Here is a 24,584-nt window from a genome sequence, read left to right as displayed (position 1 = left end):
GACATATCTCATTATGAGAACATCAAGACATCACCAACCTTCCATGAGTGCCAGCCCTCCCTCGACCGACCTCAAGACCCAGACCGTCCGCATCGCGGGCAAGGACATCCACTTCGCCGAAGCCGGCGCGGGCAAGCCCTTGGTGCTGCTGCACGGCGGCGGCCCGGGCGCCTCGGGTGTGCCCAACTACGAGCGCAACATCGCCGAGCTGGCGCGCCACTTCCGCGTCATCGTGCCGGACATGCCGGGCTACGGCGGCTCGACGAAAGGGCTGGACCGTGCCGATCCTTTCGGCGACTGCGCCAAGGCGATGCTGGCCTTGCTGGACCATCTGAAGATCCGGCGCACCTGCGTGGTGGGCAATTCCCTGGGCGGCGCCTGCGCGCTGCGCATGGCGCTCGATCACCCGCAGCGGATCGCCGGACTGGTGCTGATGGGCCCCGGCGGCGTGGACACCACCCGCAGCCTGCCGACCAAGGGGCTCAAGCTCCTGCTCGATTACTACGCGGGCGAAGGTCCCAGCAAGGAGAAGCTGCGCGTCTTCATCCGCAATTACCTCGTCCATGACGGCAGCGGGATTCCCGACAGCGTCATCGAGGCCCGCTTCCAGGCCAGCATGGACCCGGCCGTCGTGGCCAAGCCGCCACTGGTGCGGCCCAAGGGCCTGCCGAAGTTCAAGCTGATCGACTTCACGCGCGACCCCCGGCTGTCCTCTCTGCAGACGCCCACCCTGGTGCTCTGGGGCACCGAGGACCTGGTCAACCGGCCCAGCGGGGCGCAGTCGCTGCAGCGCCGCATGCCCCATTGCGACGTCTACCTCTTCAGCCGGACCGGGCACTGGGTGCAGTGGGAGCGGTCCGCGGAATTCAATGCGGCTGTCGTCGCCTTCGCCCGCAAGCATCTCGACGCAGGAGAAAAAGCATGAACGCACCCCTGTTGATTGCCGGAGCCGGCCCGGTCGGCATGTGTGCCGCCATCGCGGCGGCAAGCCGCGGTATCGGCGTCGTGGTCGTGGAAGCGGGTTCCGCCGACCGGCCCGCCGACGCCAAGTGCAACACGGTGGCCTCGCGCACGATGGAAACGCTGCGCGGCTTCGGCATCGCGCAGCAGGTGCGGGGTGCGGGACTGCCTGACGATTTTCCGACCGACGTGGTCTACGCCTCCAGCGTGGCCGGCCCGGAGTTCACGCGCATCGGCCTGCCGTCACGCGCCGAGCGCAGGCCCGACCCCTTCCCGAAGGGCTTTCCCGACACGGGCTGGAGAACCCCCGAGCCCTTCGTGCGCGTAAGCCAGCTCTACCTCAACCCGATCCTTGCCCGCCGCATGCATGCCACGCCGGGCATCACCGTTCTGCATGACACCGAGGTGCTGGGCTACGAGCAGGACGCCGGGCAGATCCGCGTGCAGGTGAAGGACAGCACAGGCGCAACCCGGACGCTGACCGCCCAGTATCTGATCGGCGCCGATGGCGGCCGCAGCGCGATCCGGCATGCGATGGGCGTGCGGCTTCAGGGCGATGCGGAACTGGCCCGCATGCGCTCGACCCTCGTGCGCGCCCCGGGCCTCAAGGCCTTGTTCGATGGCCGCAGGCCGGCCTGGATGACCTGGATCGCCAACCACAAGGTGCGCGGCGTCGCCGTCGCCATCGACGGTGCCGACACCTGGCTGCTGCACCGCCAGGTGCCTTCGGGCGCGAGCGACTTCGACGCGCTGGACCTGCACGGCTCGATCCGCGACCTGCTGGGCGTGCCGGAGGATTTCCGCTACGAAGTCCTGAGCCACGAGGACTGGATCGGCCGCCGGATGGTGGCCTCGCGCCTGCGGGATGGCCGCGTCTTCCTGGCCGGCGATGCGGCGCACCTGTGGGTGCCCTTTGCAGGCTACGGCATGAACGCAGGCATCGCGGACGGCATGAACATCGCCTGGCTGGTGGCGAACGTGCTCGAAGGCTGGGCCGACCCGGCCATGCTCGATGCCTACGAGGCCGAGCGGCATCCCATCACCGAGCAGGTCTCGCGGCTGGCCATGCAAAGCATGCTGGACACGGTGGACGTGATGGCGGAGAACGCGGTGCCGCCAAGCCTGGCATCGCGCTTCAATCCGGCGGGCATCGCAATGCGCAAGGTGATCGGCGCCAAGCTGCACAAGCTCAACGTGCCCCAGTTCGCGCCCGAAGGGCTGAACTTCGGCTACTACTACGAAGGCTCCCCCGTCATCGCCTACGACGGCGAGAAGGCACCGCCGTACACCATGGGCAGCATGACGCCTTCGACCGTCCCCGGCTGCCGGATGCCGCATTTCTGGCTGGCACCGGACGACTCGGTGTACGACCACTTGGGGACGGCCTACACGCTGCTGCGCTTCGACCCGGCCGTGGCGGTCGAACCCCTGCTGGCTGCGGCGCGTAATGCCTGCATGCCGCTGGCGCTGCTGGACGTACCGGCGCGCCGCGGCGACCCGGCTTTCAAGCACGCCCTGCTCATCGTTCGGCGCGACCAGCACGTCGTCTGGCGCGGCAACGCCATCCCGGCCTTGCCTTCGGACCTGATCGCCAAGCTCTGCGGGCGTGCCGCCGGCACCACCGCCCGCGAACCGCAGCCCCAAGAGAAGAGCGCGGCATGACCAGCAGCCTTTTCGGCCGCATGCGGCTTGGCTACGTGCTCATCGCGTCGCGCCGGCTCGATGCATGGCAGCGCTTCGCCACGCAAGGCCTGGGGCTTCACGCGGAAGCCGCCAGCGACGGCACCTTGGCCCTGCGCGTTGACGACCGCCAGCGCCGCATCGTCGTGCGCCCTGGCCCGGCCGAGGACGTGGTGGCGACGGGCTGGCAGATGGACGACTGCGATGCGCTCTGCCTGGCCCTGGCACGCCTGCGCGCCCTGGGCCCGGCCCCCGTTCGGCTGTCCGGCCCCGAGGCCGCGCTGCGGGGAATCGACGAGGGCTGGCGCTGCCAGGGGCCCAAGGGCACGTTCATCGAACTGTTCACCGAGGCCTGCGTCCAGCGGACCGATGCGCCTTTGCGCATGCGCGCCAGCGGTTTCGTCACGGGCGCGTCCGGGCTCGGCCACATGGCCATCACCAGCCGCGAGCCCGAGGCGATGGAACACTTCTGGGCCAGAACCTTCGATGCGCGCCTCTCCGACCGCATCGAGGACCGGCTGAACGGCGTGACCATGGACTTCGCCTTCCTGCGGCTCAACGAGCGCCACCATTCGATCGCGATCGCCTCGACGCGCGGCCTGCGCCTTGATCCGCTGCGCACGAGCATCCACCATCTCAACCTGCAGGCGGCCTCGTTCGACGACGTGGTGCAGGGCTACCGCCAGTGCCGGGCGCTGGGCTATCCGATCGCCAGCGCCATCGGCCAGCATCCCAACGACAAGGAGCTGTCCTTCTACGTGCAGTCCCCGTCGGATTTCGAGATCGAGCTGGGCTGGAATCCGCTCACCGTGAGCGAGGAAGACGAGCCCGCCTGGCAGCCTGGGGCCTACCAGGGCATCAGCCTGTGGGGCCATTTCCCGGAAAACCTGACCGCGGGCCTGAAAGCCCGGCAGTTCGGCCGTGGCCTGCTCTCGCTGACCCGGCGCGAGCACCAGGTGGGAGGTGCGGCATGACCGCCGCCATCGAGCACGACGTCGTCATCGCCGGGCTCGGCCCCACGGGGCTCGTGCTGGCGCATACCCTGGGCCAGCAGGGCGTGAACGTCCTGGTGTTGGAACGCGAGCCTGCGACAACCGGACAGCCCATGCGCCACGGCCATGGCGCCCCTTTGCAAACCCTGGAGTCCGCATGAATCCAACCGATGCCGTCACGGCCGCTGCCTCGGCCCTGCGCCAGGCACGGCTGCAACGAATCCCCGTGCCGCCCGTGTCGGCCGCCTTCGGGCTTTCCAGCCTGGCCGATGCCTATCGGGTCGCCGAACTCAACACGGCCGCGCGGGTGGCCGAAGGCCGCCGCATCGTCGGGAAGAAGATCGGCCTCACGGCCAAGGCTGTGCAGCAGCAACTCGGCGTCGATCAGCCGGACTTCGGCGTGCTGTTCGATGACATGGAATTTCTCGATGGCGCCGAGATTCCCTGCGAACGCCTGATCCAGCCGAAGATCGAGGCCGAGGTGGCGTTCGTGGTCGCGCGCGACATCGATGGCGAGGCGCCGACCTATGCGGAATTCCTCAATGGCTTGGCCTATGCACTGCCCGCGCTGGAGATCGTCGACAGCGCGATCACCGACTGGAAGATCACGCTCTTTGACACCGTGGCCGACAACGCTTCGTCGGGCCTGTACGTCCTGGGCGATCAGCCGGTGGCTATTGGCGCGCTGCCCTTGGGCGACCTGGGCATGGCGATGGCGCGTGGCGGCGAGCCGGTATCCGTGGGCACCGGCGCCGCTTGTCTCGGTCATCCCCTGCGCGCCGCGTATTGGCTGGCCCGCACGATGGCGGCCCAGGGGCAGGGGCTGAAAGCCGGCGAGGTGATTCTCTCCGGCGCACTCGGTCCGATGGTGCCGGTTCAGGCCGGCGATGTGATCGAAGCGCGCATCGCGGCGCTGGGCCGGGTGGCCTGCCGCATGGCCTGAGCGATTCCGATCGCCACGTGCTCTCCATGACGTATTACCCCCTGCCAGTCCCCCCCGACTGAATCGGCAGGCGCTACCCCCTCGTCCCTTTGACATCGGAGCCTCGTGCCAGGTCCGAGGGGTGCCTCTGCACAGTTCTCACGCGAAACCATCGGCAAACCCCAAAAAGGAGACAACCATGCCATTTCCCATCACCAAAACCTCCGCCATCGCCTCGTTCGGCCTGCTGGGCCTGCTCGGCGGCACTGCCCATGCGGCTGAAGATTTCCAGGTCCGGTACAACATTGCCGGCAGCCTGGGCGGCGAGGTGTTCGCCCCGCCAGACCAGTCTGGCCTGGCCATGGGCGTCGCGATGACTTACATCAATGTGAACAAGATCACGGGCAACGACGGCAACACGCTCAAGAGCCCGGTGCCTGGCGGCACGGTGCCTTTGCCGGCCCCGGCCCCCAGCGCGCTCTATCCGACCTACGGGGCGAACACGGCCGAGGTGGACGTTCATGGAACGTTCAAGGTCTACAACCTGGCCATCGGCTACGTCACCACCGACCGCTATGCCGGCGGGCGCCTCGCGCTGGGCATCAATGTCCCCTACGGCGTGAAGACGCAGAACTTCGGGGCCAACGCAGCGACGCCCGCGCTCCAATGGAACCCCGCCGTCCCGGCGTCGACGCAGGCCGCGGTGCAGAACCAGTTCAACGCATCCTACCAAGGAAGGCTTGCTGCGCAGGCGGCTGCCCAAAGCGGCGAAGTGTCCGGCCTCGGAGATATCGAACTGCTGGGCGGCTGGCAATATACCGATGACAGGCTGCGGGTACTGGCCGGCGTTTCGCTGGTTCTTCCGACCGGACGGTACAGCGCCAGCGACGGGCCGGACATTGGTTACGGCAATTTCTATACGTTGCGCCCGGCAGTGCAGGTGGGCTATCTCTTTACGCCAGATTTCGCCGGTGCCGCCAAGATCACGCTGGGCTGGAATACGAGGAACAAGGACAACGATCTGCGCAGCGGCAACTGGGCCGGTCTGGAAGGGGCGCTGGCCTACAAGACCCCTGTGGGGGCCATTGGCGTGCACACGGTGCTGGTGCAGCAGTACCAGGACGACAGCGGAAACGCATGGGGCACCAGCCGGTTCCGCAGTTCCAATGCCGGCGTCTTCTTCACGACGAAGATCCCGGGGCTGGACGCAGCCGTCACGGCCCAGGTGATGAAAACCTTCGACTCGCGCAACGCCAAGTCGGGCACCTTCACCCAGTTGCGGGTGATCAAGGTGTTTTGAGCGCGTCCTGACGCCACCAGCATTGGCCTGTGGCGTTTTTCCTCGGTGCAGGGTTATTTTTCGATGTCGCCCACGCACAGGTACTTGGTCTCCAGGTACTCCGTGATGCCGTGGCGCGAGCCCTCGCGCCCGAGGCCCGATTGCTTGACGCCGCCGAAGGGCACGTGTTCGGTGGAAATGATGCCGGTGTTCACGCCCACCATGCCGTATTCCAGCGCTTCGCCCACGCGGAAGATGCGCCCGATGTCGCGGCTGTAGAAGTAGCTGGCGAGGCCGAATTCGGTGGCGTTGGCCGCGTCCACCGCCTCCTGCTCGGTCTCGAAGCGGAAGATGGGCGCGAACGGGCCGAAGGTTTCCTCGCGCGCGCACAGCATGGCGGGCGTGGCATCGGCCACCACGGTGGGCTCGAAGAACTGGCCGCTGCCCAGGCCGGGCAGGCGCTGGCCGCCCGCCACCACGCGGCCGCCCTTGGCCAGGGCGTCGTCGAGGTGGCGTTGCACCTTGTCCAGCGCCGCTTCCTCGATCAGCGGGCCCTGGTTCACGCCGGGCTCGAAGCCGTTGCCCACCTTGGCGGTGCGCACCTTGGCGGCGAAGCGGGCCACGAATTCCTCGTACACGCCCGCCTGCACGTAGAAGCGGTTCGAGCACACGCAGGTCTGGCCCGCGTTGCGGTACTTGCTGGCGAAGGCGCCTTCCACGGCGCTGTCGAGGTCGGCGTCGTCGAACACGATGAACGGGGCATTGCCGCCCAGCTCCAGCGAGAGCTTCTTCACCGTCGGCGCACACTGCGCCATCAGGATGCGGCCGACCTCGGTGGAGCCGGTGAACGACAGGTGGCGCACCACGTCGCTGGCGCACAGTTCCTTGCCGACTGCCACGGACTGCGCGCTGTCGGCCGTGACGACGTTGAGCACCCCGGGCGGCATGCCGGCGCGCTGCGCCAGCTCGGCGGCGGCCAGGGCGGTGAGCGGGGTCAGCTCGGCGGGCTTGATGACCACCGGGCAGCCCGCCGCCAGCGCGGGCGCCACCTTGCGGGTGATCATGGCCAGGGGAAAGTTCCACGGCGTGATGGCCGCGCACACGCCGATGGGCTGCTGCAGTACCAGCAGGCGCTTGTTGTTGTCGAAGCTGGGCAGCGTTTCCCCGTCGATGCGCTTGGCCTGCTCGGCGAACCATTCGACGAAGCTGGCGCCGTAGGCCACCTCGCCCTTGGCTTCGGGCAGGGGCTTGCCCTGCTCGGCGGTCATGAGGCGGCCCAGGTCGTCCTGGTTCGCCATGAGCAGGTCGTACCACCTGCGCAGGATGGCGCTGCGCTCCTTGACGGTCTTGGCGCGCCAGGCCGGCCATGCGGCGTTGGCGGCGGCGATGGCGGCCTTCGCATCCTGGGCGCCCAGGTTGGCCACGTCGGCCAGCCTGGCGCCGGTGGCGGGGTCGTGCACGTCGAAGCGGCTGGTGCCGGCGACCCATTGGCCGTCGATGAGCGCGTCGGTCTTGAGCAGGCCGGGATCGGCCAGGAGGGCGAGGGGAGAGGCGGATGTGGTCATGGCGGGAGTCTACGGTCAGGAAGGGTTGGGCGGCAGCAGGCTATCACCCTGGTCTGCCGCGCGGTGGATGCGGGCGCGCAAGGCCTTCATGCCTTGCGCCCGCGCAGCCATTCCAGCGCCAGCAGCAGCGCGGTGGTGAACAGGATCAGCAGCGTGGCTACGGCGGCGATGGTGGGCGAGATGTTCTCGCGGATGCCGGTGAACATCTGGCGCGGCAGCGTGGCCTGTTCGGCACCGGCCAGGAAGAGCGTGACCACCACCTCGTCGAACGAGGTGGCGAAGGCGAACAGCGCGCCGCTGATGACACCCGGCGCGATCACCGGCAGCGTGATGCGGAAGAAGGTGTTGAACGGCGTCTCGCCCAGGCTCAGCGAGGCGCGCACCAGGTTGTGGTTGAAGTTGGCGAGCGTCGCCAGCACCGTGGTCAGCACGAAGGGCGCGCCCAGCGCGGCGTGCACCACGATCAGGCCGAAGTACGTGTCCGCCAGGCCCAGCGGGGCGAAGTACAGGTAGGTGGCCACGCCCACCACGATGATGGGCACCACCATGGGCGCGATCAGCACGGCCATCAGCAGCCCCTTGCCGGGAAAGTCGCCGCGCGACAGGCCCACGGCGGCCAGCGTGCCGAGCACGGTGGCGATGAGCGTGGCGGCGGGCGCGACGATGAAGCTGTTGCGCGTGGCGCGCGTCCACTCGGCCGACTCGAACAGGTTGCGGTACCACTTGAGCGACCAGCCCGGCACCGGGTAGGCGAGGAAGGAGCTGTCGGAGAACGACAGCGGCACGATGGCCAGGATGGGCGCCAGCAGGAAGACGAGCACGCCCACGCAGGCGGCGCGCAGCAGCCACCAGCCGAGCTTGTCGGCGAAGGTGGCGTAGCGGGGGAATTCGGGCAGCATGGGGCGTTCCTTTCAGGCCAGGGCCAGGTCGGCCTTGCCGATGCGGCGGTACACGCCGTACAGCACCAGGGTGGCCGCCAGCAGCAGCGCGCCCAGGGCGCAGGCCATGCCCCAGTTCACTTCCACGTTGGTGTAGCGGGCGATGTAGTAGCTCAGCATCTGGTCGTCCGCGCCGCCCAGCAGCGCGGGCGTGACGTAGTAGCCGATGGAGAGGATGAACACCAGCAGCGCACCTGCGCCGATGCCCGGGTAGGTCTGCGGCACGTACACGCGCAGGAAGGCTGCCAGCGGGCTGCTGCCCAGCGACACCGCGGCGCGCACGTAGGTGGGCGGCACGCTCTTCATCACGCTGTACAGCGGCAGGATCATGAACGGCAGCAGGATGTGCACCATGGCGATGATGACGCCCGTGCGGTTGAACAGCAGCGCCAGCGGCTCGCTGATGAGTCCGGCGCCCATCAGCCCCCGGTTCACCAGCCCCTCGGACTGCAGCAGCACGATCCACGCCGCCACGCGCACGAGGATGGAGGTCCAGAACGGCACCAGCACCAGGATCATCAGCACGTTCGCCTGGCGCGCGGGCAACTGCGCCAGCCACCACGCGAGCGGGTAGGCCAGCAGCAGGCACAGCAGCGTGACCACGGCGCTGACGTGGAAGGTGCGCGCCAGGATGGCGCCGAAGGCGCGCTGTTCCTCGGGCATGCGTTCCACGCGGCCGTGGGCGTCGCGGTGCAGATCGACGGAGGCGAGCAGGTAGTCCGGCGTCCAGCGCGTGCCGTTCTTGGCAATGGCCTGCCAGATGGCGGCCTCGCCCCAGCGCGCATCCACCTCCAGCAGCCGCGCGCGCATGGCCTCAGCCGTGCCTTCGTAGGGCCGCGCGCGGAAGGCGCCCATGATGAGCGAGCGCGCGCCGGGCAGCTCGGCGTTCAGCCGCCGCGCCACGGCGCCGGCGTCGGCGCTGTCGGGCAGGCGCGTCAGGTCCAGCGCCAGCGCCGCGTAGGCGCCGGGGCTGGGCAGGCCCTGGCGGTCCCAGGCGGCCAACGCTTCCACCGTGGCGGGCAGGGCGCCCGCCACCTCGGGGTTTTCCACCGCGCGCTGTAGCAGCGCCACGATGGGCACCAGCAGCGTGAGCAGCAGGAAGACCAGCAGCGGCAGCGTCAGGCCGAAGGCGCGCCACTTGCGCCGCGCCTCGGCGCGCGAGAGGGCCTGGCGCAGCGCGCCGGGGGCGGGGAGGGCATGCATGGGGCGGGGCTCCTGCTATATAAAAATGAGCTGCTTGCGCTTTCTTCTTCTGGGTTTCAGATGGAAAACCATCTGAAACCTTTGCCAATCAAGCGCTGGCAGCTATCTTTTTTGAACGTATGGCTTACTGCGTGGCCCAGGCGGCAAAGCGCTTTTCCAGCGCCTCGCCCTGGTCGGCCCAGAAGCCCACGCTGAACTGCAGCGCTTCCTTGGCGTTGGCCGGGGAGGTGGGCAGGTCGTTCAGCACCTTGGCGTCGAGCCGGGCCAGGGCCTTGGTGTTGCTGGGGCCGTAGGCGATGTTCTGGGCATAGACGGCCTGGTTCTCCGGCTGCGAGGCGAAGGCGATGAACTTGTAGGCGGCGTCCTTGTTGGGCGCGCCCTTGGGGATGACCCAGTAGTCCAGGTCGTAGATGCCGCCGGGCCAGTAGATCTTGAGGTTGCGGCCCTCGCGGTTGGCGGCGTCGATGCGGCCGTTGAACACGGTGGTCAGCGCCACGTCGCCCGCCACCAGGAACTGCGGCGCCTGGGCGCCTGCTTCCCACCACTGGATATGGGGCTTGAGTTCGGTCAGCTTCTTGAAGGCGCGGTCGGCGCCGGCCTTGGTGGCCAGCACCTTGTAGACATCGGCCGGGGCCACGCCGTCGGCCAGCAGGGCGAATTCCAGGTTGTAGCGCGCGCCCTTGCGCATGCCGCGCTTGCCGGGGATCTTGCCCACGTCGAAGAAGTCGGCCCAGCTCGCGGGCGCGGTCTTGAGCTTGTCGCCGTTGTAGGCCATCACGGTGGACCAGACGAACACGCCCACGGCGCACTCGGTGACGGCGGCGGGCAGGAAGTCGGCCTTGGGCGCGATCCTGGCGTAGTCCAGCTTCTCGAACAGGCCCTCGTCGCAGCCGCGCACGGCGTCGGGCGATTCGACCTCGACCACGTCCCAGGTGACCTTGCGGGTCTCGACCATGGCCTTGATCTTGGCCTGCTCGCCGTTGTATTCCACCGGCACGACCTTGATGCCGGCCTTCTCGATGGGCTCGTAGTAGGCCTTCTTCTGCGCGTTGGCGTTGGCCCCGCCGAAGTTGACGACGGTGATCTGCTGCTGCGCCAGGGCAGGCAGGGCGAGGCACGCGGCGGCGGCCAGGGCGATCAGGCGATGGGACATGGTGCGGTTTCCTTCTGTATGGAGGTTGCGGGACGGAGGGACGGGGGGGAATGGGGGAGCGCTACGCCGCGTACAGGCGCAGCGCGGCGGCCGGGAATTCGAGCCGCACCGCCTCGCCCGGCTGCGGGTGGGGCAGCCCGCCGTGGCGCGCCAGCGGCAGCTTCACGGTGGCCTCGGACTGGCTCGCGCCCACGTAGCACAGCAGGCGCAGGTGGTCGCCGTGGTAGATGGAGCCGGTGACGGTGGCGGCCAGCACGCCGGGGGCGCCGTCCGGGCCTTCGTGCAGGGCGATGCGCTCGGGGCGGATGCAGGCCTCCACCACGGCGCCGGGCGCCGCGCCGTTGACGTTGATGCCCTGCAGGCGCTGGCCGTTGGCCAGCACCAGCGTGGCGCCGTCGCCCTGGCCTTGCAGCGTGCCGCGCAGCACGGTGCTGTCGCCCACGAAGCCCGCGACGAAGCGGTTGGCGGGCGTCTCGTAGAGCGCTTCCACGCCGTCGAGCTGCTGGATCACGCCCTCGTTGAACACGGCCACGCGGTCGCTCATGGTCAGGGCCTCGCCCTGGTCGTGCGTGACGTAGACGAAGGTCACGCCGAGCTGGCGGTGCAGCTCCTTCAGCTCAATCTGCATGTGTTCGCGCAGCTGCTTGTCGAGCGCGCCCAGGGGCTCGTCCATCAGCACCAGCTGCGGCTCGAACACCAGCGCGCGCGCCAGCGCCACGCGCTGCTGCTGCCCGCCCGACAGGCGCGCGGGCAGGCGCTCGCCGAGGCCCGCCAGGCGCACCATGTCCAGCGCCTTCTGCACGCGCCGGGCCTGTTCGTCCTTGGGCACCTTGCGCACGGTGAGCGGGTAGGCCACGTTCTGCGCCACCGTGAGGTGGGGGAACAGCGCGTAGTTCTGGAACACCATGCCGAAGTTGCGCCGGTGCGGCGGCACGCCGGTGATCTGGCGGCCGCCCAGCAGGATGTCGCCCGCCGTGGGCGATTCGAACCCCGCCAGCATCATCAGCGTGGTGGTCTTGCCCGAGCCCGAGGGGCCGAGCAGGCTCAGGAATTCGCCGCGCTGGATGTCCAGGTCGAGCTGGCGCACCACCAGTTGCTCGCCGTCGTAGGTCTTTTGCACGCCGCTGAAGCGCACCAGGGGGTCCATGGCCATGGGTTCTGCTCCCGGCATCAGCGCACGGCGGCGAAGCTCGCGGCCAGCACGTCCAGGCCCTCGTCCAGCAGCGCGTCGGAGGCGGTGAGCGGCACCAGCACGCGGATCACGTTGCCGTAGGTGCCGCACGACAGCAGGATGAGCCCGCGCCGCAGCGCCTCGGCCACCACCTTTTTCGTGAGCGCCGCATCGGGCCGGGCGCGGTCGCCGCCCTCGAACAGCTCGATGGCCACCATCGCCCCCAGGCCGCGCACGTCGCCGATGGCGGGCTCTTGCGCGGCCAGGGCCTGCAGGCCCGCCACCAGGCGCTGGCCCACGGCGCGGCTGCGCTCCAGCAGTTGCTCCTGCGCGAAGGCGTCGATCACCGCCAGCGCCGCCGCGCAGGCCACGGGGCTGCCGGCGTAGGTGCCGCCCAGGCCGCCGGGGGCGGGCGCGTCCATCACGTCGGCGCGGCCCACCACGCCCGAGAGCGGAAAGCCCCCGGCCAGCGACTTGGCCGTGGTGATGAGGTCGGGCGCCACCGGCCACTGCTCGCAGGCGAACCAGGTGCCCGTGCGGCCGGCGCCGGTCTGCACCTCGTCGGCGATCAGCAGGATGCCGTGGCGCTCGGCCAGCGCCTTCAGGCCGGTGATGAACTCCGGCGGCGCCACGTAGAAGCCGCCTTCGCCCTGCACCGGCTCGACGATGAAGGCCGCCACGCGCTCGGGCTCCACGTCGTTCTTGAAGAGCAGCTCCACTGTGTGCAGCGCGTCCCGCACGCTCACGCCGTGCAGCGGGTTGGGGAAGAGGGCGTGGTAGACCTCGCCGGGGAAGGGGCCGAAGCCCGTCTTGTACGGCGCCACCTTGCCGGTCAGGCCCAGCGTCAGGTTGGTGCGGCCGTGGTAGCCGCCCGTGAAGGCGATCACGCCGGGGCGGCGGGTGTGGGCGCGGGCGATCTTGACGGCGTTCTCCACCGCCTCGGCGCCGGTGGTCAGCAGCAGGCTTTTCTTGGGCGTTGCGCCGGGCGCCAGCGTGTTCAGGCGCTCGCACACCTCCACGTAGGGTTCGTAGGCCACGACCTGGAAGCAGGTGTGCGTGTAGCGCTCCAGCTGCTGCTGCACGGCGGCGATGACCTGCGGGTGCAGGTGCCCGGTGTTGAGCACGGCGATGCCGCCCGCGAAGTCGATGTAGCGGCGGCCCTCCACGTCCCACAGCTCGGCGTTGAGGGCGCGCTGGACGAAGATTTCGTGGGCCTGTCCCACGCCGCGCGCCACGGCGGCGTGGCGGCGGGCGAGGAGGGCGGCGTTGGTGAAGTGGCGGTCTTGCTGCATGGCGTGTGTGCGGGCTGTGAAGGAATGGAACGGATTCTGGAAGTGCTCCCGCCATCGGGCCATGTACACGCACGGCATCGTTTTTGCGTACTGTGCAGGTCGCGGCCCCTGTACAGGCAATCCCTGATGGGGGGCGCGCCAACACGGTGCACAATGCGCCCCTTTTCCGCTCACCCATGCTCCATCTCAGCCCCGACCTCCAGACCCCGCTGGTGAGCCAGATCGTGGACGGGCTGCGCGGGCTGATCGTTGGCCAGGTGCTCAAGCCGGGGGCCAAGCTGCCTTCGATCCGCGCGTTCGCCGCGTCGCACGGCGTGAGCGTGTTCACCGTGGTCGAGGCGTACGACCGGCTGGTCGCGCAGGGCTGGCTGGTCTCGCGGGCCAACGCGGGCTTCTTCGTCAAGCGGCGCGACGACGCGGCGGCACCCGGCGCCGCCCTGCCGCAGCGCCCGCGCCCGCGCTTCGACGCGGCCTGGTACCTGAAGCAGATCTTCGAGAACCGCAACCTGCCGCTCAAGCCCGGCTGCGGCTGGCTGCCGCACGACTGGCTGTTTGGCGATGCGGTGCGCCGCAGCCTGCGCCAGCTCTCCACCGACGGCCCGGCGCTGGACGGCTACGGCCTGCCCCAGGGCCACATGGCGCTGCGCATGGTGGTGGCCGAGTCGCTGGCCGAGCACCAGCTCGCCGTGGACGCCGACCAGGTGCTGCTCACCCAGGGCTCCAGCCAGGCGCTGGACCTGGCCGCGCGCTGCCTCGTCAAGCCGGGCGACGTGGTGCTGGTGGACGACCCCGGCTACCCCAACCTGCTGTTCGTGCTGCGCGCCGCCGGCGCCCACCTGCTGGGCGTGCCGCGCACGCCCACGGGCTACGACCTGCCCGCGTTGGAGGCGCTGCTCGTGCGGCACCGCCCGCGCGTGTTCTTCACCCAGCCGCGCCTGCAGAGCCCCACGTGCTCCATGGCCTCGGTCGCGCACCTGCACCGGCTGCTGCAACTGGCGGCGCAGCACGGCCTGACCATCGTGGAGAACGACCTCTACGCCGACATGGACGGCAGCCAGCGCTCGTCGCTGGCGAGCTTCGACCAATTGGAGCGCGTGGTCTATATCGGCAGCTACTCCAAGACCATCTCGCCCAACCTGCGCACCGGCTTCCTGCTGGCGCGGCGCGACCTGCTCGATGCGTTGACGCAGCTCAAGATGATCTCGGGCCTGACTTCGTCCGAGATCACCGAGCGCATCACTTTCGGCGTGGTGACCGACGGGCGCTGGCGCAAGCACCTGCGGTCGGTGCGCGAGCGCCTGGCCGAGGCGCACCGCCAGGTGGGCCGCAGCCTGGACAGCCGCGGCTTCGAGCTGTTCCACGAGCCCGAGGCCGGCATGTACCTGTGGGCGCGCCACCCGGACCTGCCCGACAGCGCCGTGCTCTCGCAGCAGGCCACGGGCGAGGGCATCATGCTGGGGCCGGGCCAGCTCTTCCTGGTGGAGCCGCGCCCCACGGGGTGGCTGCGCTTCAACGTGGCGTTCAGCCAGGACGAGCGCCTGTGGCGCTTTCTCGACCGCTGCATCGAGCGCGGCGGCCAGGACGCGCAGTGAGCCTGCGGCCATGCGCCGCTGGATAGAATGTCCGGTTATTCCGCCTGACGCCTTCAGAGCCCCCATGACGACCTCTACCCCTCCGGCAAGCGTTGCCGACATCCGCAAGACCTTCCTGGACTTCTTCGCATCCAAGGGCCACACGGTGGTGCCCTCCAGTTCGCTGGTGCCGGGCAACGACCCGACGCTGATGTTCACCAACTCGGGCATGGTGCAGTTCAAGGACGTGTTCCTGGGCACCGACAAGCGGCCCTACAACCGCGCCACCTCGGTGCAGGCCTGCCTGCGCGCGGGCGGCAAGCACAACGACCTGGAGAACGTGGGCTACACCGCGCGCCACCACACCTTCTTCGAGATGCTGGGCAACTGGTCGTTCGGCGACTACTTCAAGCGCGAGTCGCTCCAATGGGCCTGGGAGCTGCTGACCGAGGTCTACAAGCTGCCCAAGGAGCGCCTGCTGGCCACGGTGTACGAAGAGGACGACGAGGCCTACGACATCTGGACCAAGGAAATCGGCCTGCCGCCCGAGCGCGTGATCCGCATCGGCGACAACAAGGGCGGGCGCTACAAGAGCGACAACTTCTGGATGATGGCCGACACCGGCCCCTGCGGCCCGTGCTCCGAGATCTTCTACGACCACGGTCCCGAGATCCCCGGCGGCCCCCCGGGCAGCCCCGACGAGGACGGCGACCGCTTCATCGAGATCTGGAACAACGTGTTCATGCAGTTCGACATGAAGGAGGACGGTTCCGTCACGCCGCTGCCCGCGCCCTGCGTGGACACCGGCATGGGCCTGGAGCGCCTGGCCGCCATCCTGCAGCACGTGCACAGCAACTACGAGATCGACCTGTTCGATGCGCTCATCAAGGCCGCGGCGCGCGAGACGCACACCACCGACCTCGCCAACCCTTCGCTCAAGGTCATCGCCGACCACATCCGCGCCACCTCGTTCCTCGTGAGCGATGGCGTGATCCCCAGCAACGAGGGCCGTGGCTACGTGCAGCGCCGCATCGTGCGCCGCGCCATCCGCCATGGCTACAAGCTGGGCCAAAAGACGCCGTTCTTCCACAAGCTCGTGAAGGATCTCGTGCAGCAGATGGGCGACGCCTACCCCCAACTGCGCGTGCAGGAGCAGCGCATCACCGAGATCCTCAAGGCCGAGGAAGAGCGCTTCTTCGAGACGCTCGCCAACGGCATGGAAATCCTGGACGCGGCGCTCGGTGCCGGCGAGAAGGTGCTGCCCGGCGACGTGGCCTTCAAGCTGCACGATACCTATGGCTTCCCGCTCGACCTGACCAACGACGTATGCCGCGAGCGCGGCGTCGGCGTCGATGAGGCCGGTTTCAACGCCGCCATGGACGCGCAGAAGAACAAGGCCCGCGCCGCCGGCAAGTTCAAGATGGACCGCGCGCTGGAATACACCGGCGTGGCCAATGCCTTCACCGGCTACGAGCACCTGGCCGAAGCTGCCAAGATCGTCGCGCTCTACGCCGACGGCACCAGTGTGGCCGCGCTGAAGGAAGGCCAGAGCGGCGTGGTGGTGCTCGACCGCACGCCGTTCTACGCCGAAAGCGGCGGCCAGGTGGGCGACCAGGGCGAGATCGGTGCGGGCTCGGCGCGCTTCGCCGTGGCCGATACGCAAAAGATCAAGGCCGACGTGTTCGGCCACCATGGCGTGCTCGCCAGCGGCACGCTCAACGTGGGCGACGCGGTGCAGGCGCAGGTGGATACCGCGCTGCGCGCCGCGACCATGCGCAACCACTCGGTCACGCACATCATGCACAAGGCGCTGCGCGAGGTGCTGGGCGCGCACGTGCAGCAAAAGGGCTCGCTGGTGAACGCCGAGCGCACGCGCTTCGACTTCGCGCACAACGCGCCGGTGACGGACGCGCAGATCCGCGACATCGAAGCCCGCGTGAACGCCGAGATCCTGGCCAACACGGCCACTGATGCCCGCGTGATGGACATCGAATCGGCGCAGAAGACCGGCGCCATGATGCTGTTCGGCGAGAAGTACGGCGAGACCGTGCGCGTACTCGACATCGGCACCAGCCGCGAGCTGTGCGGCGGCACGCACGTGCAGCGCACGGGCGACATCGGCCTGTTCAAGGTCGTGGGCGAATCCGGCGTGGCCGCCGGCGTGCGCCGCATCGAGGCCGTGACCGGCGCCAACGCGCTGGCCTACCTGCAGCAGCTCGAAGACACCGTGAACCAGGCCGCCGGCGCGCTCAAGAGCCCCACGGCCGAACTCACGGCGCGCATCGGCGGCGCGCTGGACCAGATCAAGGCGCTGGAAAAGGAGCTGGCCGCGCTCAAGGGCAAGCTGGCCTCCAGCCAGGGCGATGAGCTGGCAGGCCAGGCCGTCGAGGTCAAGGGCCTGAAGGTGCTGGCCGCGCGCCTGGAAGGCGCCGACGCCAGGACGCTGCGCGACACCATGGACAAGCTCAAGGACAAGCTCAAGAGCGCCGCCATCGTGCTGGCCGCCGTCGAGGGCGACAAGGTGCAGCTGGCCGCGGGCGTCACGTCCGACGCCGTGGGCCGGGTCAAGGCCGGCGAGCTGGTGAACTTCGTCGCCAGCCAGGTTGGCGGCAAGGGCGGCGGCAAGCCCGACATGGCCATGGCGGGCGGCACCAATGCCGCAGCGCTGCCGCAGGCCCTGGCGGCGGTGCAGGGCTGGGTGGCCGAGCGCCTGTAAGCCGCGCGGCTGCGCCCTCAACCGAGCCCGCCCCTCGCCAGGGCGGGCTTTTTTCTATCGACGCTCCTGAAAAGAGAGCTGCTAGCGCTTGCTGGATAAGGGCTGGAGGCCGATTGGGCTAGAAAAGCTCGACGTCGTCGTGGGCCATCTTGGCCTGCAGGTGGCCGGCGGCCACCAGGTCGTCGTAGTAATGCACCTGGTTGCGGCCATGCTCCTTGGCGAAGTACAGGGCCTGGTCGGCCTGGCCGAGGATTTCCACCGGCGAGCCCGTGGAGGTGCCGACGAAGCCGATGCTCACCGACACGTGGCCGACCTGCGGGAAGGTGTGGGCCTGCACGGTTTCACGGAAGCGCTCGAACGCCTTGCGCGCCGTCTCCAGCGTGGCGTTGCGCAGCAGCACCACGAATTCCTCGCCGCCGAAGCGGAAGATGCGGTCGTGGCTGCGGAACGAGCTGCGCAGCAGGTTGGCCATGAGGATCAGCACCTCGTCGCCGTACAGGTGGCCGAAGCGGTCGTTGACCTGCTTGAAGTGGTCGATATCGACGACCGCCAGCCACTGCTGGCGTGGCCCGTACTCATCGTCGGCGCAGGAGGCGCCGGGCTCCGCGCCCTGCAGCAGGGCGGCGGAGGCCGCGTGGCGCGCGAACTGCTCGTCGAAGGTCTTGCGGTTGAACAGGCCGGTGAGCGCGTCGCGCTCGCTGTAGTCCAGCAGGCTCTGGTAGTTCTTGTAGACCTGGAAAATGCCCAGGATCACGTCCAGGCGGTGCTGCGAGAAGGCGCGCGACTGGGTGATCTCCAGGCAAGTGCTGACCTTGTCGTTCATCCACACCGGCAGCCACAGCACGTAGCGCCCGCGCCGCGGCACGTGCACCACGCTGGCGCTTTGCGAGGCGATGCACTCCTGCAGGTCGGGGTGGCGCTCCAGCGGCTCGCGGCGCGGATCCTGGGCCGCTTCCGCGTCGTTGGACAGCAGCTGCCCCTGCTCCAGCCAGGTGCGCGGCCGCACGAAGGTCTGGCCCTCGCGCGTGAACAGCTCCAGCGCCCGGATGTCGACGATGCCCGACAGCGCCTGCAGCGTGGACAGCACGGACAATTCGAGCCGCAGGTGGTCGCGCAGGCCCGTCATTTCCACCAGGTTCTGGAGAATGGGTTTTCTCATTTTCATGTCAGCCCGGGGGGCGGAATGCTGTCTTCGATGTCGCGGCGGATGAAGACCAGATCCCATACGCCATGGCCGAGCCGCAGGCCGCGGTTCTCGAACTTGGTCAGGGGGCGGTAGGCGGGCTGGGGGGCGTAGCCATCGGCGGTGTTGGCCAGCAGGGGCTCGCCGCCGAGCACTTCCAGCATCTGCTCGGCGTAGGGCTGCCAGTCGGTGGCGCAGTGCAGGTAGCCGCCCGGCTTGAGCCGGGCCGCCAGCTTGGCCACCAGCGGCGGCTGGATCAGGCGGCGCTTGTTGTGCTTCTTCTTGTGCCAGGGGTCGGGGAAGAAGATGTGCACGCCATCCAGGCTGCCGGGCGGCAGCATGTGGTCGAGCACCTCCACGGCGTCGTGCTGCAGGATGCGGATGTTGCCGATGGCGTGCTCGCCAATGCGCTTGAGCAGCGCGCCCACGCCGGGCTCGTGCACTTCGCAGCACAGGAAGTTGTCGCCGGGGCGCACGCGCGCGATGTGCGCCGTGGCCTCGCCCATGCCGAAGCCGATCTCCAGGACCAGCGGCGCTTGGCGCCCGAACGCGGCCGTGGCGTCCAGCGGCGCGGCGCTGTAGGGCAGCAGGAAGCGCGGCCCCTGGTCGGCAAAGGCCTTGGCCTGCGCCGCGGTGGTGCGGCCGGCGCGGCGCACGAAGCTCTTGATGGCCTTGGGGTAGGGGATGCCCGCAGGGGCCTGGCCCGCAGGCGCTGTGTCCTGGGGGAGCGTGGGGCCGCAGGCGGCCGGGGAAGCAAACGATGGAGTCACGGGGCCCGATTGTAAATATCTGCCCACACACGAATCCAGTGCGCGAGCGCATCGCTCAGGTTCGCGGCGCCGGACGGCGCCGGGGCCAGGCCCAGCGCCTGGGCGGCGGCGCCCAGGGCTGTGAGCGGTGCCTGCGGCGCGTGCAGCGCCAGCGCCGGGGCGCCGTGCTGCTTGGAGAGCTTTTCGCCATCGGCCGTGCGCACCAGCGGGGTGTGCAGGTAGCGCGGCACGGGCGCGCCCAGGGCGTGCTGCAGCAGCATCTGGCGCGGGGTGTTGTCCGCCAGGTCTTCGCCGCGCACGACGTGGGTCACGCCCTGCTGCGCATCGTCCACCACCACGGCCAGCTGGTAGGCCCAGAGGCCGTCGGCGCGGCGCAGCACGAAGTCGCCCACGCTGCGCGCCACGTCCTGCCGCTGCGCGCCGAGCCGGCGGTCGTGCCAGTGCAGGTCGTCATCTGCTATGTAAAAGGGAGCTGCTTGCGCTTTCTGGGTAAGGGTTTGAGCCACTTTTTTCTGATAAGTAGCGGTGTGGAAGCGCCAGGCGCGCGCACTGCGCCCGCGCAGCCCCGCGCGGCAGGTGCCGGGGTAGGGGCGCTCCACGTGGCGTTCATGCGCCAGGCCCTGGGCGGCCCAGGCGGTCTCGATCTCCTTGCGCGTGCAGGCGCAGGGGTAGGCCCAGCCTGCGGCCTGCAGCCGCGCCAGCGCCGCCTGGTAGTGCGCGCCGCGCTGCGACTGCCACAGCGGCGGCGCGTCGGGGTGCAGGCCGCAGGCGGCCAGTTGCGCCAGGATGCGCTCGCCTGCGCCGGGCACGCAGCGCGGCGTGTCCACGTCCTCGATGCGCACCAGCCAGCGGCCGCCGTGCGTGCGCGCATCGAGCCAGCTGGCCAGCGCCGCCACCAGGGAGCCCGCGTGCAGCGGCCCGGTGGGCGAGGGGGCGAAGCGGCCGGTGTAGCCGCCGTGCGCCGTCAAGCCACGGCCAGGGCCAGTTCCAGCCCTGAGATGAAGGCGTCTTCGACGCGCTGGCCCAGGCACCAGTCGCCGCAGGCGCCCAGGGCGGTGTCGCTGTCCCACAGGTAGCTGCGGCCCAGCGGGGCGAGGGTGCGGGCGTGGCGCCAGCGGCGCACGTCGCTCCACGCGGGCTCGGCATGGATGCCGGTGACCTCGGAAAACGCCCGCTGCAGCTTGGCCTGCACGCGCTGCGGCGTGTCGTCGAAGTGCTCCTGCGACCACTCGGGGCTGGCCTGCACGGTCCAGCGCTCGATCTGACCGCGCCCGGGCTTGCTCGATTCGCGCGCCAGCCAGGCAATGCGGTGGTGCGTGCTGCGCGCGGCGTTCCACTGCGGGCCCAGGGTGGTCAGGCCGGGCTGCACGGCCTGGGGGTAGGCCAGCATCAGGGTCCAGCACGGGGCGATGGTCACGCCGTGCAGCGGCGCCTGCAGCGTGCTGTCCACGCCGCTGGACTGCAGCAGGGCGTGGGCCTTGGGGGCGGGCAGGGCCAGCAGCACGGCGTCGAAGCCCGCGTGCACGGCGGCGCTGCCGTCGCTGGCCTCGCAGGCCAGTTGCCAGCCCTGCGGGCGCAGGCGGTCGCGCTCCAGGCGCACGGCCTGGGTGTCGGTGTGCAGGCTGCCGGCCTGGGCGATGGGCTCGGCCCACGCCGCCAGCAGCGACTGCATGCCCGGCTGCGCCACCCAGTGCGGCTCGGGCGCGGGGGCGGCGGCCACCATCTGCCCCGTGGCGTCGAGCACGCGCAGGCTGGTGGCGCTCCAGGGGCGGCACAGGCCGTTCACGGTCTGCAGGGCGCGCTCGAAGCGGGCGTCGCGCACGGTGAAGTACTGCGCACCGGCGTCGAAGCTGCCGAAAGGGGTTTCCTGCGTCGCCATGCGGCCGCCGGGGTGCTCCTGGCGCTCGAACACGCTGACGGCATGCCCCGCCTGCATGAGGGTGCGCGCGCAGGCCACGCCGGCCATGCCGGCACCGATGACGGCGAAGCGGCGCGCCGGCGGGCGCGGCGGGCGCGGCGGGGTGGGGGTGTGGGAAGCGGGTGTGGTCATTCCGGGGCCTTTCGTCGGGCGCATGAAGGGATGCGTTGCAGCCTGCCACTCTACACGCGCCAAGGCAGGCCGGGCCGCAGTTGCATCATGGTGTGGATGCGCGGGCCCGGGGCATGGCCCTTGCCGCCCGCCGCTCGAAGGCTGCGGCTACAGTGTGCGCAGGCGGCTGCCGGGCGCCGCCGTTTTTGCAGGAGGAAACCCCATGACCATCGAATTGCACCGCATCGGCGCCACCCCCATGGCGCAGACGCTGACCATCCGCGGCCATGCCTTGCGCGTGGACGGCACCGCCGCCGAGGGCGGCGACGACAGCGGCCCCAACCCGCATGACCTGTACGACGCAGCCCTGGGCGCCTGCAAGGCGCTGACGCTGCTGTGGTACGCGCGCCGCAAGGGCCTGCCGGTGGAGGATGTGCACACCGTGGTGGAGCGCGATGCCTCGGCCGAGCGCAGCGGCACCTACCGCCTGGCCACGCGCCTGGAGGTCAGCGGCGATCTGAGCGACGCGCAACTGGCCGAACTGGAGGCGGTGGCGCAGAAGTGCCCGGTGCACAAGCTCATGACCCAGGTGACGACCGAGATCAGCACCACGGTGCTGCGCCAGCCATGAGCGCCGTGCTGCAGCTCGGCGGCCATGCCAAGGACCTGGGCGGCGGCTTCACCGTGCGCCGCCTGCTGCCGTCCCTGCAGCGCCAGTCGGTGGGGCCGTTCGTGTTCTTCGACCATTTCGGTCCGGTCACGGTGCAGCCGCAGGACCAGCACGACGTGCGCCCGCACCCGCACATCGGCCTGGCCACGGTGACGTACCTGTTCGAGGGCGCGATCCTGCACCGCGACAGCCTGGGCTCGCTGCAGGAGATCGCGCCCGGGGCGGTCAACTGGATGACGGCCGGGCGCGGCATCGTGCATTCCGAGCGCCGTCCGCCCGCGCTGGCGCAGCGCAGCTACGTCAACCATGGCCTGCAGCTGTGGGTGGCGCTGCCGCGCGCGCACGAGGAAGCGGCGCCCGCGTTCGTGCATACGCCTGCCGAGGCCATTCCCGAACTGTGCCAGGGTGCGGCGCAGGTGCGCGTGCTGGTGGGCACGGCCTGGGGCCAGACCTCGCCCGTGCGGACGCTGGGCCCGACGCTCTACCTCGACGTGCGCATGCCCGCTGGGGAGGCGCTGGCGCTGCCCGCGCTGGCACCGGAGATGGCGCTGTACTGCGTCGATGCCGATCTGGAACTGCAGCTGGAGGATGGCGCGCCGCAGACCTTGCCCGCGCGCACCATGGGCCTGCTGCCCGCGGGGCAGGGCGCACAGGTGCGGGCGCCCGCGCCCGCGCGCTGGGTGGTGATCGGCGGCGCGCCGCTGGACGGGCCGCGCCACATCTGGTGGAACTTCGTCTCCAGCCGCAAGGAGCGCATCGTGCAGGCGGCGCAGGACTGGGAGGCGCAGGCCATGGGCCAGGTGCCGGGCGAGACGGAGTGGATTGCCTTGCCGCCACGGCGCTTCAAGCCCTGAGTTTCAAGTCCTGAGATTTGGCATAAAAAAGCTGCCAGCCCTTGTTAATAAAGCGCTGGCAGCTATTTTTTTGAGAGCGCTCGTCAGCTCAGCAGCGTGGCCTGGATCTTGTTGGCCAGCTGCGCCACGGCCAGCGAAGCCGGGCTGCCCGGGGCGCCCTGCAGCAGCAACTGGCGGCGCATCACGGCCTCGCGCACGGCGTTGTCGGCGGGAATGTCGCCCAGGTGCAGCAGCCGTACCGGGCGGCCCGAGTCGGTGGTGACGAAGCGGTTGAGCACCTGCTGCAGCTGGCTGGTGATGGCGCGGCCGTCGCCCGCGCGCGCTGCCTGGTTGACCACCAGGCGCAGGTGCTGGCGCTTTTGCTGCGTGGCCAGCACCTTGATGGCGGCGTAGGCGTCGGTCAGCGAGGTGGGCTCGGGCGTGGCCACGATCAGCACCTCGGCGGCCAGCGACACGGAGAACAGCACCACGTCGGAAATGCCCGCGCCGGTATCGAGCAGCACCACGTCGAAGCGCGGCGTGAGCGTCTGCAGCACGTTGATGAACTGGTTGCGCACCTCGGGCGTGAGGCGCGAGTACTCGACCATGCCCGAGCCGGCCAGCAGCACGGAGAAGCCGCCGGGCGCCTCGATCACCGCTTCCTCCAGCGAGGCGCGGCCCGTGAACACGTCGTGCAGCGTGATCTTGGGGTGCAGGTTGAGCACCACGTCGAGGTTGGCTAGGCCCAGGTCGGCGTCGAGCACCAGCACCTTGAGGCCATGGCGCGTCAACGCCGCCGCCAGGTTGGCGGAAATGAAGGTTTTGCCGACGCCGCCTTTGCCGCTGGTGACGGCAATGACATGCGCGCCAGCCGCCGTGCCCAGGGCCAGGGGCTCCTGCGCGGAGTTGGTGGAGGGGGTGGATGGTGCGTCGCTCATCTCGGTCGCTTTCATCTGACGCTACCTGGGGGGTCAAGCGGGGGCAGTTCGCCCCAGCCTGAAGGGGTGAAGACGGGGGCGAACAGCATATTCTTCTCTTCGGCGCTCACGGTGCTGTCGGGTTGGTCCGCGATGCTCAGGCGGTTGCGCCCGGCCTGCTTGGCTACGTACAGCTGCTGGTCCGCGCGCTCCACCCACAGCTGCTTGGTGCTGCGGATCCATTGCAGCGCGAAGGCGCCGCCGATGCTCACGGTGATGTGCACCTGCTCGACGGGGGAGATGCGGATAGGCGTCGATTCGATGGCGCGGCGCACGCGCTCGCCCACCACGCGGGCGAAATTGGCCTGGCACGAAGGCAGCACGATGGCGAATTCCTCGCCGCCATAGCGCGCGATGGTGTCCATGGGCCGCACGCAGGCGTTGAGCGTGCGCGCCACCGACTGCAGCACCAGGTCGCCCGCCAGGTGGCCGTGGGCGTCGTTGATCTGCTTGAAGTGGTCGATGTCCAGCATCAGCAGCAGGGCCGAGTCGCCCGCGCGGGTCACGCGGTCGATCTCGCGGTCGAGCGTGGCGTAGAGGTAGCGGCGGTTGGCCAGCCCGGTCAGCGGGTCCTTGAGCGACAGCTCGCACAGCCCGTCGATCAGGGCCTGCAGGTACTGCGCCGGGGGCTCGCTGGGCAGCGCGGGCATGTCGCCGCCGACCTGCGCTACCAGGGCATG

Annotated in this window: 21 protein-coding genes and 1 pseudogene; 10 read left to right on the top strand and 12 right to left on the bottom strand. The window is 69.7% G+C overall.

Annotated features, from left to right (window positions below):
* Nucleotides 1-43: 43 nt before the first annotated feature.
* From YS110_04200 to YS110_04175, 6 genes and pseudogenes are all read left to right on the top strand, one after another.
* The gene (locus YS110_04200) at nucleotides 44-925 is read left to right on the top strand and encodes an alpha/beta fold hydrolase (protein ID UJB64023.1); all 882 of its coding nucleotides are present in this window, start codon (nucleotides 44-46) and stop codon (nucleotides 923-925) included.
* Nucleotides 922-2,622, top strand: coding sequence for an FAD-dependent monooxygenase (locus tag YS110_04195; protein UJB64022.1), 1,701 nt, complete (start codon nucleotides 922-924; stop codon nucleotides 2,620-2,622). The genes YS110_04200 and YS110_04195 overlap by 4 nt, the downstream gene beginning before the upstream one ends.
* Complete coding sequence (locus YS110_04190; GenBank protein UJB64021.1) at nucleotides 2,619-3,614, top strand: VOC family protein; 996 nt, start codon at nucleotides 2,619-2,621, stop codon at nucleotides 3,612-3,614. The genes YS110_04195 and YS110_04190 overlap by 4 nt, the downstream gene beginning before the upstream one ends.
* A pseudogene (locus YS110_04185) lies at nucleotides 3,611-3,724 on the top strand (FAD-dependent monooxygenase). Before YS110_04190 ends, YS110_04185 begins: the two are co-directional and overlap by 4 nt.
* A gap of 65 nt (nucleotides 3,725-3,789) precedes the next feature.
* Entirely contained in the window at nucleotides 3,790-4,575 is a 786-nt protein-coding gene (locus YS110_04180; GenBank protein ID UJB64020.1) for a fumarylacetoacetate hydrolase family protein, read from the top strand.
* A gap of 190 nt (nucleotides 4,576-4,765) precedes the next feature.
* Nucleotides 4,766-5,854 carry a transporter gene (locus YS110_04175; protein UJB67342.1) on the top strand — a complete coding sequence of 363 codons (1,089 nt, stop codon included), beginning with the start codon at nucleotides 4,766-4,768 and terminating at the stop codon, nucleotides 5,852-5,854.
* 53 nt (nucleotides 5,855-5,907) lie between these two features.
* Here YS110_04175 and YS110_04170 read toward each other — a convergent pair whose 3' ends face one another.
* From YS110_04170 to gabT, 6 genes are all read right to left on the bottom strand, one after another.
* Nucleotides 5,908-7,398, bottom strand: coding sequence for an NAD-dependent succinate-semialdehyde dehydrogenase (locus YS110_04170; GenBank protein UJB64019.1), 1,491 nt, complete (start codon nucleotides 7,396-7,398; stop codon nucleotides 5,908-5,910).
* Between the two features lie 86 nt (nucleotides 7,399-7,484).
* Nucleotides 7,485-8,297, bottom strand: coding sequence for an ABC transporter permease (locus YS110_04165; GenBank protein UJB64018.1), 813 nt, complete (start codon nucleotides 8,295-8,297; stop codon nucleotides 7,485-7,487).
* Between the two features lie 12 nt (nucleotides 8,298-8,309).
* The gene (locus YS110_04160; GenBank protein UJB64017.1) at nucleotides 8,310-9,539 is read right to left on the bottom strand and encodes an ABC transporter permease; all 1,230 of its coding nucleotides are present in this window, start codon (nucleotides 9,537-9,539) and stop codon (nucleotides 8,310-8,312) included.
* 124 nt (nucleotides 9,540-9,663) lie between these two features.
* Nucleotides 9,664-10,692: an ABC transporter substrate-binding protein gene (locus tag YS110_04155; protein UJB64016.1), complete on the bottom strand. Its 1,029-nt coding sequence runs from the start codon at nucleotides 10,690-10,692 to the stop codon at nucleotides 9,664-9,666.
* Between the two features lie 61 nt (nucleotides 10,693-10,753).
* Nucleotides 10,754-11,845: an ABC transporter ATP-binding protein gene (locus tag YS110_04150; protein UJB64015.1), complete on the bottom strand. Its 1,092-nt coding sequence runs from the start codon at nucleotides 11,843-11,845 to the stop codon at nucleotides 10,754-10,756.
* Nucleotides 11,846-11,862: 17 nt separating this feature from the next.
* A complete protein-coding gene (gabT, locus tag YS110_04145; GenBank protein ID UJB64014.1) occupies nucleotides 11,863-13,155 on the bottom strand; it encodes a 4-aminobutyrate--2-oxoglutarate transaminase in 1,293 nt (430 codons plus the stop codon).
* 176 nt (nucleotides 13,156-13,331) lie between these two features.
* Between gabT and YS110_04140 the strand changes: the two genes are divergently transcribed.
* Both YS110_04140 and alaS read left to right on the top strand, forming a co-directional pair.
* Nucleotides 13,332-14,747, top strand: a complete 1,416-nt coding sequence (locus YS110_04140; GenBank protein UJB64013.1) for a PLP-dependent aminotransferase family protein — start codon at nucleotides 13,332-13,334, stop codon at nucleotides 14,745-14,747.
* A 64-nt stretch (nucleotides 14,748-14,811) separates the two neighbouring features.
* Nucleotides 14,812-17,442 carry an alanine--tRNA ligase gene (gene alaS, locus YS110_04135; protein ID UJB64012.1) on the top strand — a complete coding sequence of 877 codons (2,631 nt, stop codon included), beginning with the start codon at nucleotides 14,812-14,814 and terminating at the stop codon, nucleotides 17,440-17,442.
* Between the two features lie 118 nt (nucleotides 17,443-17,560).
* On the opposite strand, the gene YS110_04130 is transcribed toward alaS, so the two are convergent.
* Genes YS110_04130 through YS110_04115 form a run of 4 tightly spaced genes read right to left on the bottom strand, consistent with a single transcriptional unit; the run spans nucleotide 17,561 to nucleotide 21,361 of the window.
* Nucleotides 17,561-18,607, bottom strand: coding sequence for a GGDEF domain-containing protein (locus YS110_04130; GenBank protein ID UJB64011.1), 1,047 nt, complete (start codon nucleotides 18,605-18,607; stop codon nucleotides 17,561-17,563).
* Entirely contained in the window at nucleotides 18,604-19,422 is an 819-nt protein-coding gene (gene trmB, locus YS110_04125; protein ID UJB64010.1) for a tRNA (guanosine(46)-N7)-methyltransferase TrmB, read from the bottom strand. The genes YS110_04130 and trmB overlap by 4 nt, the downstream gene beginning before the upstream one ends.
* Nucleotides 19,392-20,363: a tRNA glutamyl-Q(34) synthetase GluQRS gene (gene gluQRS / locus YS110_04120; protein UJB64009.1), complete on the bottom strand. Its 972-nt coding sequence runs from the start codon at nucleotides 20,361-20,363 to the stop codon at nucleotides 19,392-19,394. The genes trmB and gluQRS overlap by 31 nt, the downstream gene beginning before the upstream one ends.
* On the bottom strand, nucleotides 20,360-21,361 hold the full coding sequence (locus tag YS110_04115) for an FAD-dependent oxidoreductase (protein UJB67341.1): 1,002 nt from the start codon (nucleotides 21,359-21,361) through the stop codon (nucleotides 20,360-20,362). Before YS110_04115 ends, gluQRS begins: the two co-directional genes overlap by 4 nt.
* Nucleotides 21,362-21,647: 286 nt before the next feature.
* On the opposite strand from YS110_04115, the gene YS110_04110 reads away from it, so the two are divergent.
* The gene (locus YS110_04110) at nucleotides 21,648-22,055 is read left to right on the top strand and encodes an OsmC family protein (protein ID UJB64008.1); all 408 of its coding nucleotides are present in this window, start codon (nucleotides 21,648-21,650) and stop codon (nucleotides 22,053-22,055) included.
* Nucleotides 22,052-22,948, top strand: a complete 897-nt coding sequence (locus tag YS110_04105) for a pirin family protein (GenBank protein UJB64007.1) — start codon at nucleotides 22,052-22,054, stop codon at nucleotides 22,946-22,948. The genes YS110_04110 and YS110_04105 overlap by 4 nt, the downstream gene beginning before the upstream one ends.
* An 83-nt stretch (nucleotides 22,949-23,031) precedes the next feature.
* On the opposite strand, the gene YS110_04100 is transcribed toward YS110_04105, so the two are convergent.
* Together YS110_04100 and YS110_04095 are read right to left on the bottom strand one after the other, a co-directional pair.
* The gene (locus YS110_04100; GenBank protein ID UJB64006.1) at nucleotides 23,032-23,865 is read right to left on the bottom strand and encodes a MinD/ParA family protein; all 834 of its coding nucleotides are present in this window, start codon (nucleotides 23,863-23,865) and stop codon (nucleotides 23,032-23,034) included.
* Nucleotides 23,866-23,876: 11 nt separating this feature from the next.
* Nucleotides 23,877-24,554: a GGDEF domain-containing protein gene (locus YS110_04095; GenBank protein ID UJB67340.1), complete on the bottom strand. Its 678-nt coding sequence runs from the start codon at nucleotides 24,552-24,554 to the stop codon at nucleotides 23,877-23,879.
* Nucleotides 24,555-24,584: the final 30 nt, after the last annotated feature.

It is taken from the genome of Acidovorax sp. YS12 (genome assembly GCA_021496925.1).
GTDB lineage: Bacteria > Pseudomonadota > Gammaproteobacteria > Burkholderiales > Burkholderiaceae_C > Paenacidovorax.
The sequence above is the reverse complement of the archived record's forward strand: the minus strand, read 5'-3'. Positions and strand labels throughout refer to the sequence as shown.

Bases quoted from the DNA above. Each gene is read 5' to 3' on its own strand.
- YS110_04200 (UJB64023.1), top strand. From the start codon at position 44: ATGAGTGCCAGCCCTCCCTCGACCGACCTCAAGACCCAGACCGTCCGC.
- YS110_04195 (UJB64022.1), top strand. From the start codon at position 922: ATGAACGCACCCCTGTTGATTGCCGGAGCCGGCCCGGTCGGCATGTGT.
- YS110_04190 (UJB64021.1), top strand. From the start codon at position 2,619: ATGACCAGCAGCCTTTTCGGCCGCATGCGGCTTGGCTACGTGCTCATC.
- YS110_04180 (UJB64020.1), top strand. From the start codon at position 3,790: ATGAATCCAACCGATGCCGTCACGGCCGCTGCCTCGGCCCTGCGCCAG.
- YS110_04170 (UJB64019.1), bottom strand. From the start codon at position 7,398: ATGACCACATCCGCCTCTCCCCTCGCCCTCCTGGCCGATCCCGGCCTG.
- YS110_04165 (UJB64018.1), bottom strand. From the start codon at position 8,297: ATGCTGCCCGAATTCCCCCGCTACGCCACCTTCGCCGACAAGCTCGGC.
- YS110_04160 (UJB64017.1), bottom strand. From the start codon at position 9,539: ATGCATGCCCTCCCCGCCCCCGGCGCGCTGCGCCAGGCCCTCTCGCGC.
- YS110_04155 (UJB64016.1), bottom strand. From the start codon at position 10,692: ATGTCCCATCGCCTGATCGCCCTGGCCGCCGCCGCGTGCCTCGCCCTG.
- YS110_04150 (UJB64015.1), bottom strand. From the start codon at position 11,845: ATGGCCATGGACCCCCTGGTGCGCTTCAGCGGCGTGCAAAAGACCTAC.
- gabT (UJB64014.1), bottom strand. From the start codon at position 13,155: ATGCAGCAAGACCGCCACTTCACCAACGCCGCCCTCCTCGCCCGCCGC.
- YS110_04140 (UJB64013.1), top strand. From the start codon at position 13,332: ATGCTCCATCTCAGCCCCGACCTCCAGACCCCGCTGGTGAGCCAGATC.
- alaS (UJB64012.1), top strand. From the start codon at position 14,812: ATGACGACCTCTACCCCTCCGGCAAGCGTTGCCGACATCCGCAAGACC.
- YS110_04130 (UJB64011.1), bottom strand. From the start codon at position 18,607: ATGAAAATGAGAAAACCCATTCTCCAGAACCTGGTGGAAATGACGGGC.
- YS110_04115 (UJB67341.1), bottom strand. From the start codon at position 21,361: ATGGCCGGCGTGGCCTGCGCGCGCACCCTCATGCAGGCGGGGCATGCC.
- YS110_04110 (UJB64008.1), top strand. From the start codon at position 21,648: ATGACCATCGAATTGCACCGCATCGGCGCCACCCCCATGGCGCAGACG.
- YS110_04105 (UJB64007.1), top strand. From the start codon at position 22,052: ATGAGCGCCGTGCTGCAGCTCGGCGGCCATGCCAAGGACCTGGGCGGC.
- YS110_04100 (UJB64006.1), bottom strand. From the start codon at position 23,865: ATGAGCGACGCACCATCCACCCCCTCCACCAACTCCGCGCAGGAGCCC.
- YS110_04095 (UJB67340.1), bottom strand. From the start codon at position 24,554: ATGCCCGCGCTGCCCAGCGAGCCCCCGGCGCAGTACCTGCAGGCCCTG.